This window comes from Ferranicluibacter rubi, assembly GCF_011603255.1.
GTDB classification, from domain to species: domain Bacteria; phylum Pseudomonadota; class Alphaproteobacteria; order Rhizobiales; family Rhizobiaceae; genus Ferranicluibacter; species Ferranicluibacter rubi.
Window position 1 is genome coordinate 255,958 of the sequence record NZ_JAANCM010000003.1, and the last position, 12,814, is coordinate 268,771.

Here is a 12,814-nt window from a genome sequence, read left to right on the forward strand (position 1 = left end):
CCTTCGTCTTCCCACAAATCCTATTGACACGAACCCTATCCTGTCCATAGTCTCGTAAACGTTTACGGAGATCGAAAGAGGAGTTTCGGTCCCGTTCGGGAGGACTTCAGTGACAGCATACAAAGCCGTTTTATGCGGGTGCGGAGCTATGGCCAAAGGCTGGCTCCGGGCACTGGCCGGAGACCCGCTCTTGAAGAGCCGCGTCGAGATCGTGGGCCTCGTCGATCTCGATCGCGCTACCGCAGAAGCGCTTGCGCGAGAGTTCGGACTGACCGAGGCTACGATCGATACGGACCTTCCCGCAATGCTGGAAGCAACACAGCCGCAGCTCGTCTTCGACGTCGTCATCCCCGCTGCCCGCCGCGCGGTCGTCTCCGCAGCTTTGGCGCACGGGTGCCATGTCCTCAGCGAGAAACCGATGGCCACCTCGCTCGATGAGGCGCGGGATCTTCTGGATCTGGCCCGCAAGGCCGGCCGCATCCATGCCGTCGTCCAGAACCGGCGCTTCATTTCCGGCGTGCGGCGCATGAAGCGACTGGTCGAGAGCGCCGCGATCGGCGACCTCACGGCCGTCCACTGCGACTTCTTTCTCGCACCACATTTTGGCGGCTTCCGCGACGAGATGCAGAACGTGCTGCTGCTCGACATGGCAATCCACACCTTCGACGCCGCCCGTTTCGTGTCTGGCAAGGTACCGCTGTCGGTCTACTGCGTGGAAACCAACCCGGCCGGGTCCTGGTACGTACACGGCGCCGCTGCCAATGCGATCTTCAAGCTGTCCGACGATGCCGTCTTCACCTATCGCGGCTCGTGGTGCGCGGAAGGTCGGCGCACGAGCTGGGAGAGCGAATGGCGGCTGGTCGGCGCAAACGGCATGCTGACCTGGGATGGCGAGGCCGCGTTCGAGGTCACCGTCTCCGGTGACGAGCCGGGCCTTCTTCACGGCGCGCGGTCACTGCCGATGCCAGAGGTGACCGACGAGGCGGAAACGCAAGGGCATGCCAGCGTCCTCCTCGACTTCATTCGCGCCATCGACACCGGGAGCGAGCCCGAGACAATCGGTCACGACAACATCAAGAGCCTTTCCATGGTGTTCGGCGCCATCGAAAGCGCCCGGACCGGCCTTGCCGTCGATCTTTCAGCACAAGGACAGAACCCGTGAGCAACCCCGCAAACTCCATCCGCGTCGGCACCATGATCAGCGCGAGCGCCGGCCAGGCGGCCACCCGCATCGGACAGATCGCCGACCTCGGTTTCGAAAGCTTCGAACCGTTTTTCTGGCAAACCACCAACGGGCAGAATCTCGCCGATCTCGGCAAGCGCTGCCGGGAGGCGATCGGCGATCGCGATATCACGATCTCCACCATCGGCATGTTCGGCAACCCGCTGGAGGAGGAGGACCTCGACCTGCAGACGCTGCAGGGCTGGAAGGATTGCATCGACAACGCGCATCACTTCGGGGCCACCTGCGTTGCCGGCTTCACCGGCCGGGTTCGCGGCAAGCCGCTGCCCGAGAGCCTGCCCCGCTACAAGCAAATCTGGAGCGAACTTGGCCGACGCGCCGCCGACAAGGGCGTGAAGATCGCCTTCGAGAACTGCGCCATGGACGGCAATTGGCAGTCCGGTGACTGGAACATCGCCCACAATCCGGACGCCTGGGAGTTGATGTTCAACGAGACCCCGGACGAAAATATCGGGCTCGAATGGGAGCCCTGCCACCAGATGGTCTACCTGATCGACCCGCTGCCGCAGATCCGCAAGTGGGCGTCCAAAATCTTCCACGTCCACGGCAAGGACGCGACGATCCGCTGGGACGTCATCCGCGAACACGGTATCTTCGGCAAGCATCCCTTCGTGTTCATGCGCACACCCGGCTTCGGCGACAGCAACTGGACCGACATCATCTCGGAGCTGCGTCTCGCCGGTTGGTCCGGCTCGATCGACATCGAAGGCTGGCACGATCCCGTCTACCGCGATGCGCTGGAAATGACCGGGCAGGTGCATGGGCTGAACTATCTCAAGAATTGCAGGGGCGGCGATTTCGTCACCGATCCGCAGTGAGCCGGCCGGACGCCATGGAGGATGGCGGCCGGATCAAGACCCACAACGTTAGGAGGAGAACATGACTATGAGGACATGGCTTGCCGCCGGTGCGATCGCACTGGCCACCGTCTCGACATTCGGGCTCAGCGCCCGTGCCGAAGACGTGAAGATCACCGTCTGGTCGCTCGACAAGCCGATACAGCCGGCGCCCAATCTGATCAAGGGATTCAACGCCCTGAAGAACGGCATCACGGTGGAATACCGGGAAATCCAGTTCGACGACGTGGTGAGCGAAGCGATGCGCGCCTTCTCGACCGGCCAGGCGCCTGACATCATCGCCATCGACAATCCCGAGCATGCTCTGTTTGCCTCGCGCAACGCCTTTCTCGACCTGACCGACAAGATCAAGGCCTCGACCGTCGTGAAGGCCGCGAACTACTTCGCCGGCCCGCTCGCCTCGGTCACATGGGACGGCAAATATTACGGCATCCCCAAGGCCACCAACACGATCGCGCTCTACTATAACAAGGACATGTTCACGGCGAAGGGCCTCGATCCCGACAAGCCGCCACAAACCTGGGCCGAGCTTCTCGATGCCGCACGGAAGCTGAACGATCCCACCAAGAACGTCTACGGCCTCGCCTTTTCCGCCAAGGCCAACGAAGAGGGTACCTTCCAGTTCCTGCCCTGGGCACAGATGGGTGGCGGCAGCTACCAGAACATCAACGCACCAGGTGCCGTGAAGGCGCTGGAGACGTGGACAACCATTATGGACGAGAAGCTTGCCTCGCCCGATTCCCTGACCCGTGGCCAGTGGGATTCCACCGGCACCTTCAATTCCGGCAATGCCGCCATGGCCATTTCCGGCCCCTGGGAACTCGACCGGATGAGCACGGAGGCAAAGTTCGACTGGGCCGTAACGCTGCTGCCGGTGCCTGAAGTCGGCGCCGAGCGCTCCTCCGCCATGGGTGACTTCAACTGGGCGATCTTCTCGACCACGCAGCATCCGGACGAAGCCTTCAAGGTGCTCGAATATTTCGCATCGCAGGACGACCAGATGTTCAAGAACTTCGGCCAGCTTCCCGCCCGCTCGGACATCGCCATTCCGCCGACCGGAAACGAAAAGAAGGATGCGGCGCTGAAGGTGTTCGTCGAGCAGCTGAAGTATGCCAAGCCCCGCGGCCCGCATCCGGCATGGCCGAAGATTTCCAAGGCCATCCAGGACGCTATCCAGGGCGCCCTGACCGGCCAGATGAGTGCGCAGGATGCGCTGGATCAGGCTGCGGCGAAGATCAAGTCGGTCCTCGGCTAACGGGTTTCCTCCCGGAGAGCATGGTGCCGGGGGAGGAGCAAGGTTCGATTGCCTCCCCCGGCACCGTGTCGGCAAGACACCCCCACGGCACCCCGCAGAAAAGCCCCAACATGGGAGCGACGATGAAACGCATTTTTTCCAGCATGGCGGACGGAAAGGGCTTCGACGTCGCCCTGATCGTCTTGCCCTTCGCTTTCCTGTTCGTGATGGCCGGCCTGCCGCTGATCTACAACGTCGTGATGAGCTTCCAGGAAGTGGACATGTTCAGCCTCGGCACCTTCGCGCGTCCCTTCGTGGGCTTCAAGAACTACGTGACACTGTTTTCCCAGCCCGAGACCTGGCCGATCCTGAAGAATACCGCGATCTTCGTCGTCGCGTCGATCGCCGGGCAGTTCATCGTCGGCTTCTCGCTCGCCCTGTTCTTCTGGACCAACTTTCCCGGCGCATCGTGGCTGCGCGGGCTGTTTCTCGTGTCCTGGGTCATGCCCGGCCTCGTGGTCGGCGCCATCTGGAATTGGATCCTCTCGGGCGACTTCGGCGTCCTCAATTACCTGCTGAACGCGCTCGGCATCATCGACAGCAACATCTTCTGGCGCTCCGACCCGAACTATTCGCTCTGGGCCGTCATCATCGCCAATATCTGGCTCGGCACCTCCTTCAACATGATCCTCCTGTCCGTCGGCCTGTCCGCAATTCCCAAGGACCTGTTCGAGGCGGCGGAACTCGACGGTGCCAATGCTTTCCAGCGGTTCACGACGATCACGCTGCCGATGATGCGTTCCACCATCGGCGCCATCATCTCCCTCGGGCTGATCTTCACCCTGCAGCAGTTCGACCTGTTCGCGGCCATCACCTCCGGCGGGCCGAACAATTCCTCCAACGTCACCCAGTACTGGGCGTGGGACCTGTCGTTCCGACAGTATGATTTTGCGCAGGGCGCGACCATTTCTGTCGTCATGATCGTGTTCGTGATGATCGCGGCCATCGTCTATGTGCGTTCGACACGACATGAGGTGCGCGGATGAGCGAAGCGTCGAAACACCGCCTGATGCTGGCGATCGCCTGCATCCTCGCGGCGATCTATCTCTTTCCGCTCTACTGGATGTACGTGACCTCGCTGAAAAGCGGGTCCGCCATGTTCGCGACCCCGCCGGGCCTCTTCCCTAGTGATCCGCAATGGAGCGTCTATACCTATGTCTGGGAAACCCGCGACATGGGCCGCTACATGTGGAATTCGCTGGTGATCGCGGCAGGGTCCGTCGCTCTCATCATCTTTTTGGGCACTGGCTGCGCCTATGTGCTTGCACGCTATCGCAACCGCTGGGTCGATGTCGGCCTGTTTCTCATCCTCATGCTGCAGGTCCTTCCGGCGTCACTTTTGATCACGCCGATCTTCGTCGGTTTCTCGCAGCTGGGCCTTCTCTCCACGCCGCGCACGGCGGTCATCATCGCGATTGCCGCAAAAAGCATGCCCTTTTACGTCGTGCTCGTCCGCTCCACCTTCATGAGCGTGCCGATGGAGTTGGAAGAGGCCGCGCTCGTCGATGGGAACTCGCGCATCGGGGCTTTCTTTAACATCGTGCTGCCGCTCGCCCGCAACGGCATCCTCGTCAGCGGCATCCTCATCTTCATGCAGGCCTTCGGCGAGTTCGTTTATTCCAAGTCGATGATCCAGAACATCGAGCTGCAACCGGCCAGCGTCGGGCTCAATTCCTTCATGGGGCCGAACACAAACGAGTGGAACAACATCCTGGCCTATGCCTCGATGTATGTGACGCCGATCCTCGCCATCTTCGTCCTGCTTCAGCGCCGCATCGTCTCCGGCCTCACCTCGGGAGCCCTCAAATGAGCAACCAGACCGAACTGCAGATCGAGTTGACAGGCGTCAACAAGCATTACGGCGCCTATCATGCCCTGAAGAATATCGACCTGCGCATCGCCAAGGGGTCGTTCGTCGCACTCGTCGGGCCATCCGGCTGCGGCAAGTCCACCCTGCTGCGCTCGATGGCCGGGCTGGAGACGATCACCAGCGGCGATCTCGTCATCGCCGGCGAGCGGATGAACGCCGTCCCGCCGCGCAAGCGGGATCTGGCCATGGTGTTCCAGTCCTATGCGCTCTATCCGCACATGACGGTGGAAGAGAACCTGACCTACAGCCTGCGCATCCGCGGCGTGAAGAAGGCCGAGGCCAAGAAGGCAGCCGAAGAGGTGGCGGCGACGACTGGACTCTCCGGCTTGATGGCGCGCTACCCGCGCGAGCTTTCCGGCGGCCAGCGCCAGCGCGTCGCCATGAGCCGCGCCATCATCCGGCATCCCAAGGCGTTCCTGTTCGACGAGCCACTGTCCAATCTGGATGCCGCGCTGCGCGTCCATATGCGCAAGGAGATCCGCGCGCTGCACGACCGGCTGGGTGCCACCTCCGTCTATGTCACGCACGACCAGATCGAGGCGATGACCATGGCCGACCACGTCGTCGTCATGCGCCAGGGCATCATCGAGCAGCAGGGCGCGCCGCTCGATCTCTACGATCGTCCGGTCAACCGTTTCGTCGCCGGCTTCATCGGCTCGCCCGCCATGAACTTCGTACCGGCGGTTGCCGCTGACGATGGGCGTTCGATCATTCTTCCGTTCGGGGAAGGACAGCACCTTCCGGTCAACCGCCCGGTGCCCCGTGGGCGCTCACTGATCGCGGGTCTGAGACCCGAGCATCTCGTCATCGATACCACCGGCGCCGGGCCGATCCACCTCGATGTCGCGACGGTCGAGAGTACGGGATCGAACAGCTATATCGCCACGAACAGCAAGCCGGAAATCGTTCTGGTCACCAACGGGCGCAGTCCCGTAGGTGTCGGAAGCAGGATCTCGATCGGTATAGCCCCCGAACATATCCACCTTTTCGATGCGGAGACCGAGGCGAGGATAGCGACGGAGTGTTGATATCCTCGCGGGAAGGCGCAGCGTTCGACCGTGATAGGGAGGAGCGGCATATTGGTATCGACGCGGTCTTCAGAAAAGGCAGAGGCGCGAAGATGATCTCACAGGATCACGATCTTCCGCTTATCTTCAACCCTTCCGCCTTCCCCGGTCTACGCTGGTCCGCATGTCCCATTCCTCCGGCGTCTGCGTCTTGACGTCGAACTGATCCCGGGTCCGCGTATAGGTATGGCCGCCCATGCGGCCGACGGCGTCCATCATTTGCTGGTCGATATGCAGGTTGGCCGGGTTGACCGCGTCGCTGCGGACGTAGACGCCGACGACTTCGCCGAGGATGATCTCGCGGGCCGGGCCGACCTGGAGGGTCGTGTGGCGGCGGCATTCCAGCGCTGCGGGTGCTGCGAGGATACGGGGGCTGCGGACCATGTTGCCGGGCACGGTGTCGAGCCCGGCTTCGTCGAGCTCATCGACCTCGGGACCGAACTTGATGGCGCAGATTTCCATCTGGGCAACGAGCGCATCATCGCAGATATGGACCGTGAATTCGCCGGTTTCGCGGATGTTGCGGGCAGTGTCCTTGAAGCGCATGTCGGAATAGTTCTCGACGCCGATGGCGACGATGGCTGGATCATGGGTTAGAACGTTGAAGAAGCTGAACGGCCCGGCATTCGGCCGGCCCGCCTTGTTCACCGTCGTCACCAGCGCAATCGGCCGCGGGATGACCGTCCCGATGAGGATCTTGTAGCGCTCGCGCTCGGTGAGTTTGGCGAAATCAAAATGCGTATGGACTTTGTTGTTGGTCATGTCAGGCGTCCGTGGCAATGCGATGGGTTTCGAGCGGTGTGTGGCGGCTGAGGTTCTCGAAGCCCTCCTTGGTCACGACATACATGTCGCCGATGTTGCAGCCCGCGGACAAAGGCTCCAGCCATTGCGTATGCATCACGAACACCATCCCCTCCTCCAGCCTGTCGTAATTGTGGGAGGAGATGTTGAAGCTGTTCTGCCCGCCTGCCATGCCGACGGAGTGGCCGAGGTTGGGGTTATGCGGCCCCTCGGTCGCCGGGTAGAGGTGCATGAGCGTGCGGCCCTGCGCCTCCCAATCGATATTCTTCACATATTGCCGGGGAACGAGGCGGGCGCTGCCATCCTCCATCGGCGCCCAGTTATAGGGCATGCCACGGGCCTCGGGTGAGGACAGCATGCCGCGCTCGATCATCGGCTCGAAGGCGGCATTGTTGACGTCGCGCATCAGGGCGCCGGACCGGATCAGCTTTTCTGCGCGTTTCACGCCGTCGGTGCAGGCGGCCAGCACCTCTTCCTGGCGGCTGGTGATGTCGCCGACCGCGATCATGCGGGCCGTCTGGGCGGTGTATCCGCGATAGGTGACGTTGGAAATGTAGAGGTTGATGAGGTCGCCGGGGCGGACGATGTGGCCGTAGGGCTTGCCGCAATGGGTGCCGAATTCGTTGATGCCGATCTGGTATCCGTCACCCGTTTCGCCGCCGAGCGACATCTGCGCGACGCTGAAGGCCGCGTAGATTTCGTGGTCGGTGACACCGGGTCTGGCGACATGATAGGCGGCCTGGGTGCCGATGCTGACCAGTTGCGCTGCGGCGCGAAACATCTCGATCTCGCGCGGCGAGCGGACTTTCTGCAGGCGGTCGAGGATGGGGTTGTCGGCAACGAACTTCGCTTTGGGCAGAAGCTCCTCCAGCCCGGCCCAAAAGGTGAGCGACGTCCGGTCGCCAATGCGGCCGATCTGGCCCTTGGCGAGGCCGAGATTGCCAAGCAGTTCCGCGCATTTCTCCGCGGTCTTGATGACGCTGTCGCCCGGACGATCGGCATATTCCCGGCCGATGGGGCCGATCTGCCAGATGTCCTCAACGAGCACGGGTTCGCCGCCGGGCGGCAGGAGCACGGACTGGGTGAAAAAGGACAGAAGCGTCAGCGGCTTGTCTTCGTCCGTCGGGATGATCAGCACGCCTTCGCGCATCCAGTCGCAGATGTAGCGGAGATAGGCATTCGACGTGTGGAACCAGCCGACGCCGCCGGTGTGGACGATGATTGCGTCGTGCCCGGCTTCAACGGCCTGCCGGCGGATGCGGCGCAGGCGCTCCTCGAACTCTTCGACGGGCAGCGGCAGGGGCGCTGAAAAATCGAAGTCGGGCGCGAAGTCCGCAAGCAGCGATCCGATGCGGTAGGCGCCTGTCTGGGTCGGACGCATGTTCATGAGCAATTTCCTTGGACGTTTGGCAAAGTTTGAAAAGGGTGGGTTAGGCCTGTCTCTGTGGCGCGAGCACGCGCCGTGCGACGAGCATCACCAAGAGGGTCAGGCCGATGAGGATGCCGGAGATGGCGGCGACGCGGACGTCGAGAGACTCCTCGATCAGGGCGAACATGCGCAACGGCAGCACCGTCGTCTGCGCATCGGCAAGGAAGAGCGAGACCGAGACATTGTCGAGCGACTGGATGAAGACGAGGAAGGCACCGGCGAGAATGCCTGGCATCAGAAGCGGGATCGTCACCCGGCGCAACGTTGTGAACCAGGACGCACCCATCACGGTCGAGGCCTCCGCCAGCGACGGGTTGAGCCCTTGCGCCACGACGGATGCGGCGCGGTACATCAGGGGCCCGAACACCACGACATGGCCGGTGACCGTCAGCCAGAGCGAGGGCTGGAGACCGACGAAGTTCGCGACGATGAGGGCCGCCAGACCATAGACGAGGCTCGGGAGAACGAGCGGCGCCAGAAGCAGCGGCTCGATGGTGCCGACCGTGCTGCGCCGCATCCGCGTCATGCCGATGGTGGCGGGTACGGCGAAGAGGAGCGCGCCGAGCACGGCAAGACCCGCGATCTTCAGCGAGTTCCAGGCAGCGGCATGTTCGGTCGCCGAGCGGACCGGGTCGAGCAGGGCCTCGTACCAGCGGAACGAAAAACCTTCCGGCGGGTATTTGAGCGTCTGTCCCGAGGTGAACGACATCGTCAGCGCTATGACAATGGGGGCGACGAGATAGACGACGCAGAGGCTGCCGAAGCCGAAGACGAACACCTTGTAGAGGAGTGCCGGAACCGGATTTTCCTTCATGTCACGCATGGCCGACCAGCCTCCTGTGGCGGGAAATCATCGTCATGGCGACCAGAAGGCAGCCGGTGGAAATAAGCAGGACGACCGCGATGGCAGAGGCAAGCGGCCAGTCGAACAGGGTGCCGACCTCACGGTAGATGAGCTGCGGCACGTAGACATTGCGCGCGCCGCCGATGACGGCCTGCGTGACGAAGGAGCTGCTGGTGCTGGCAAAGACCAGGATCCACCCGGCGAGCAGCCCCGGCAGCATCAGGGGCAGAAGCACGGTGACGAGAATGCGCCAAGGACCGGCGCCCGAAACCTGCGCGGCTTCGGTGAACTGCACAGGCGTGCGCGAGAGGATGGCGATCAGCGGCAGGATAATCAGCGGCAGGTCGATCTGGCACATCGCCATCAGAAGTCCGAACTCCGTGAACATCAGGCTGATCGGACTGCCGGTCAGCCCCAGCGCCATCAAGGTTTCACTGATCGGCCCCTGCCGGCCGAGAATGACGATCCAGGCGAAGGTGCGCACGACATTGCTGGTGAGCATGGGGATGAGGGTGAGGAAGATGATGACCTGGCGGGCGGTGCGGCCGCTGTGCCAGTAGAGCAGCGCGATGGGCACGCCGAGCAAGGTCGTGCCCACCACCGTTTCCAGCCCGAGTCTCGCCGTGGAGACGAGCACCCGGAAATTGAACGCATCGCCGAAGAAGCGACCGTAATGTTCGACGGTCGCACCGCCTGGCCCGGAGAAACTGAAGCCCACGAGGACGGCGAGCGGCGTCGCGAAGAACGCCACCGATAGCAGGAGCATCGGCACGACATAGGGAAAACCGCTCGCCTTCATGATCTTCGATCCTCAGCCGGCAACGAGGGCGTCGAACGTGCGGATCCACGCCGCACGGTTCTTGTTGATCGCCGCCCAGTCCGGGTAGACCATCTTGGAAAGCTGATCGCGGGTGACGTAGGCTTCGATGCCCGGTGTCAGCGCGACCTCCTTGTTGGTCGGGAACATCTCGGTCGGCGGCATCTTCAGGATGTCCTGCGCGGCCTTGGAGATCGCGGCATCCATGTAGGCATAGGCCGCATCGAGGTTCTTCGCGCCCTTGGTCAGGTGGATGTTGACGGGGGCTGCCGGCGAGCCGGTCTCCGGCTGCACGAATTCGGCGTTCATGCCGAGCGACTTCAGCCGCGCGACATTGCCGGTCGAGCACATGAACACGGCGATCTCGCCCTGCTGGAACAGCGTCATCTGGTGATTGGTGCTGTCGACCACGCCCTGCAGCTGCTCCGGATGGTCCTTGAACAGCTTGAACACGGCATCCATGTCGTTCGGACCGGAACCGAAGATTTTCGCCATCTCGGTATAGGCCATGACGGCGGTGTTGGAGGCAAAGCCGGTCCAAGACACCTTGCCCTGATAGGCCGGGTTCTCGAACAGGTCGCGATAGCCCTTGGGGCGCGGCACCATGTCCGGGTTGTAGGCGATACCGTTGACCTCGATGGTGACCGTTGGGCCGTATTCGCCCTGGAAGGCGGGGTCGAGCATGTTCCAGTTCTTCAACCGGCTGGGATCGATCTTCTGGATCAGGTCGTTCTCGATGGCTGTGGCCATCTGGCCGGGCGACATCAGGAGCGTGTCGTAGGGCGGATTGCCGGGGCTCGCCATGACCTTGGCGAGCTGGTCCTGCGCCATGGCCGGGGCAACCGTCAGCCCGAAGCCTTCCGCCTCGAGGATTGGCGTCAGCGCCTTGCGGTAGCCGTCCTCCCAGTTACCGGGGAAGGTCGCGGCGATCGCCGTGCCGCCGGCAGCGCGCACGGAGAATGGCAATGCTGCCGATGCGGCAACGCCGGCTGCAAGCATGCCGAAATGGCGACGGCTGAGTTTGAAGTCATGCATGATGTTCACCTCTGTTGATTAGTGTTCTGACGACGGGATGGTTTCCGGAATGGCCGGAAAGACGTGACACCTTGCGGTGTCGATCTCGGCGAAGAGCGTCATCCCCGGCTCGGGAATGACGGTGGCGGGGCCGCGCACTTCGGCGGCGCGAAGGCCGGAGCCGTCAGTGAGCACCATGTCGTGGACCAGCGACGGCCCGAGCGGCACGGAAACGGTGACGGTTGCGGGAAGCGTGTTCTCGCCCGGCTGCGACGACAGGCGCACCTCTTCCGGGCGGACGGTGACCGTGACCCTGGAGCCGACGGTGAAGTTCAGGCGGCGCGGCAGGCGGAGCGACGAACCGTTTTCGAGAACGATCCCGGTGCTTGCGGCCTCCAGCGCGGCAACCGTGCCGTGCAGCATGTTGGCCTGGCCGATGAAAGTGTTCACGAACAGGGTTTTTGGCCTATCGTAGACGGCCATCGGCGTGTCGATCTGCTCGACATTGCCCTTGTTCATCAGCACCAGACGGTTGGCGAGGCTCTGCGCCTCTTCCTGGTCGTGGGTGACGATGAGCGTTGTGATGCCGAGCGTCTTCTGCAGGTGCAGAAGCTCGACCTGCAGGTCGAAGCGCAGCGCCCGGTCGAGCGCGCCGAAGGGCTCATCGAGCAGCAGCAGAGAGGGTCTTGCCGCAATGGCGCGCGCCACGGCCACACGTTGTTGCTGCCCGCCCGAAAGTTCGCGCGGCAACCGGTTGCCGTAGCCATCGAGGCGAACAAGTGCCAGCATCTCTTCGACGCGCGCCTTGCGCTCGACGCGCGGTACCTTCTGGCAGGCCAGGGGATAGGCGATGTTTTCCGAAACTGTGAGATGCGGGAAGAGCGCATAGTTCTGGAAGACCATGCCGATGCCGCGCGAGCGCGCCGAGATATGGGCGAGATCGTCATCGCCGAGAATGATCTTGCCGGCCTTCGGCTGGATGAGCCCGGCAATGGCGCGCAGCACCGTCGATTTGCCGCAGCCGCTCGGACCTAGCAGCGCGACGATCTCGCCCGCCTCGACATCGAAGGAAATGTCGCTCACGGCGTTCTGGCCACCATAGCTGTGGGTGACCCCGCGAACGCTGAGCCGCTTGCGATCTGCCATTGTTGCGATGTCCGGCATCGGGCTTCCCTGTTCTGGCGTTGCGACGATCGACAGCCCGTTCCGCGTCACCGTGGGGCGTGAAGGCGTTTGCGGCGGGCGTGGTGCTTCGATCGTGTTCATGCAAAGGCTGCTGCAAGAGGTGTGCCAAACACGGCAAACGCCAGAGGAAATCTTGTATCCAACTCATTTTAATACGATATTTATGATTTACATAGTTTCGCATATTTATTCGTAATTAAAATATCAAAGATCAATTTAAATGCATATGGGCATCATTTGACCGTTATTGTGTATTTTATAAGCATTTCGATACCTGCCTGAACCGGGCGCAATCATCCGCTGTCCCTTTAAAACCGCGCGTGGACGTTACATGGCAGATGCGCCAGTTCCCTCCATGGATGAACATTGTCTGGCCTCCTGCCTTCAAAAACG

Annotated in this window: 12 protein-coding genes; 6 read left to right on the plus strand and 6 right to left on the minus strand. The window is 62.4% G+C overall.

Features of this window, described 5'->3' with window-relative positions; genetic code table 11:
• Positions 1–109 precede the first annotated feature (109 nt).
• The 6 genes from G8E10_RS07855 (at position 110) to G8E10_RS07880 (ending at position 6,292) form a co-directional block, all read left to right on the plus strand.
• On the plus strand, positions 110–1,162 hold the full coding sequence (locus G8E10_RS07855) for a Gfo/Idh/MocA family protein (RefSeq protein ID WP_280953141.1): 1,053 nt from the start codon (positions 110–112) through the stop codon (positions 1,160–1,162).
• Positions 1,159–2,061, plus strand: a complete 903-nt coding sequence (locus G8E10_RS07860) for a sugar phosphate isomerase/epimerase family protein (RefSeq protein ID WP_132665030.1) — start codon at positions 1,159–1,161, stop codon at positions 2,059–2,061. The genes G8E10_RS07855 and G8E10_RS07860 overlap by 4 nt, the downstream gene beginning before the upstream one ends.
• A 61-nt stretch (positions 2,062–2,122) precedes the next feature.
• Complete coding sequence (locus G8E10_RS07865; protein ID WP_110801680.1) at positions 2,123–3,355, plus strand: ABC transporter substrate-binding protein; 1,233 nt, start codon at positions 2,123–2,125, stop codon at positions 3,353–3,355.
• Positions 3,356–3,477: 122 nt separating this feature from the next.
• Positions 3,478–4,380 carry a carbohydrate ABC transporter permease gene (locus G8E10_RS07870; RefSeq protein ID WP_110801745.1) on the plus strand — a complete coding sequence of 301 codons (903 nt, stop codon included), beginning with the start codon at positions 3,478–3,480 and terminating at the stop codon, positions 4,378–4,380.
• On the plus strand, positions 4,377–5,204 hold the full coding sequence (locus tag G8E10_RS07875) for a carbohydrate ABC transporter permease (RefSeq protein WP_110801679.1): 828 nt from the start codon (positions 4,377–4,379) through the stop codon (positions 5,202–5,204). Before G8E10_RS07870 ends, G8E10_RS07875 begins: the two co-directional genes overlap by 4 nt.
• Positions 5,201–6,292, plus strand: coding sequence for an ABC transporter ATP-binding protein (locus G8E10_RS07880; RefSeq protein WP_110801678.1), 1,092 nt, complete (start codon positions 5,201–5,203; stop codon positions 6,290–6,292). Before G8E10_RS07875 ends, G8E10_RS07880 begins: the two co-directional genes overlap by 4 nt.
• 126 nt (positions 6,293–6,418) lie before the next feature.
• Here G8E10_RS07880 and G8E10_RS07885 read toward each other — a convergent pair whose 3' ends face one another.
• The 6 genes from G8E10_RS07885 to G8E10_RS07910 are packed head-to-tail and all read right to left on the minus strand — an operon-like array spanning position 6,419 to position 12,400.
• On the minus strand, positions 6,419–7,093 hold the full coding sequence (locus G8E10_RS07885; protein ID WP_110801677.1) for a flavin reductase family protein: 675 nt from the start codon (positions 7,091–7,093) through the stop codon (positions 6,419–6,421).
• Between the two features lies 1 nt (position 7,094).
• Positions 7,095–8,519 (minus strand): M24 family metallopeptidase, encoded by a 1,425-nt coding sequence (locus G8E10_RS07890; RefSeq protein WP_110801676.1) that lies wholly within the window; start codon positions 8,517–8,519, stop codon positions 7,095–7,097.
• A gap of 43 nt (positions 8,520–8,562) precedes the next feature.
• Positions 8,563–9,384, minus strand: a complete 822-nt coding sequence (locus G8E10_RS07895; protein ID WP_110801675.1) for an ABC transporter permease — start codon at positions 9,382–9,384, stop codon at positions 8,563–8,565.
• Positions 9,377–10,204: an ABC transporter permease gene (locus G8E10_RS07900; RefSeq protein WP_110807798.1), complete on the minus strand. Its 828-nt coding sequence runs from the start codon at positions 10,202–10,204 to the stop codon at positions 9,377–9,379. The genes G8E10_RS07895 and G8E10_RS07900 overlap by 8 nt, the downstream gene beginning before the upstream one ends.
• Positions 10,205–10,216: 12 nt before the next feature.
• Complete coding sequence (locus tag G8E10_RS07905; RefSeq protein WP_110801744.1) at positions 10,217–11,257, minus strand: ABC transporter substrate-binding protein; 1,041 nt, start codon at positions 11,255–11,257, stop codon at positions 10,217–10,219.
• An 18-nt stretch (positions 11,258–11,275) separates the two neighbouring features.
• The gene (locus tag G8E10_RS07910; protein WP_110801673.1) at positions 11,276–12,400 is read right to left on the minus strand and encodes an ABC transporter ATP-binding protein; all 1,125 of its coding nucleotides are present in this window, start codon (positions 12,398–12,400) and stop codon (positions 11,276–11,278) included.
• Between the last annotated feature and the right edge of the window lie 414 nt (positions 12,401–12,814).

Coding starts and splice junctions, on each gene's coding strand:
- G8E10_RS07895 (WP_110801675.1), bottom strand. CDS start 9,384: ATGCGTGACATGAAGGAAAATCCGGTTCCGGCACTCCTCTACAAGGTG.
- G8E10_RS07910 (WP_110801673.1), bottom strand. CDS start 12,400: ATGCCGGACATCGCAACAATGGCAGATCGCAAGCGGCTCAGCGTTCGC.
- G8E10_RS07870 (WP_110801745.1), top strand. CDS start 3,478: ATGAAACGCATTTTTTCCAGCATGGCGGACGGAAAGGGCTTCGACGTC.
- G8E10_RS07885 (WP_110801677.1), bottom strand. CDS start 7,093: ATGACCAACAACAAAGTCCATACGCATTTTGATTTCGCCAAACTCACC.
- G8E10_RS07905 (WP_110801744.1), bottom strand. CDS start 11,257: ATGCATGACTTCAAACTCAGCCGTCGCCATTTCGGCATGCTTGCAGCC.
- G8E10_RS07865 (WP_110801680.1), top strand. CDS start 2,123: ATGACTATGAGGACATGGCTTGCCGCCGGTGCGATCGCACTGGCCACC.
- G8E10_RS07900 (WP_110807798.1), bottom strand. CDS start 10,204: ATGAAGGCGAGCGGTTTTCCCTATGTCGTGCCGATGCTCCTGCTATCG.
- G8E10_RS07890 (WP_110801676.1), bottom strand. CDS start 8,519: ATGAACATGCGTCCGACCCAGACAGGCGCCTACCGCATCGGATCGCTG.
- G8E10_RS07880 (WP_110801678.1), top strand. CDS start 5,201: ATGAGCAACCAGACCGAACTGCAGATCGAGTTGACAGGCGTCAACAAG.
- G8E10_RS07875 (WP_110801679.1), top strand. CDS start 4,377: ATGAGCGAAGCGTCGAAACACCGCCTGATGCTGGCGATCGCCTGCATC.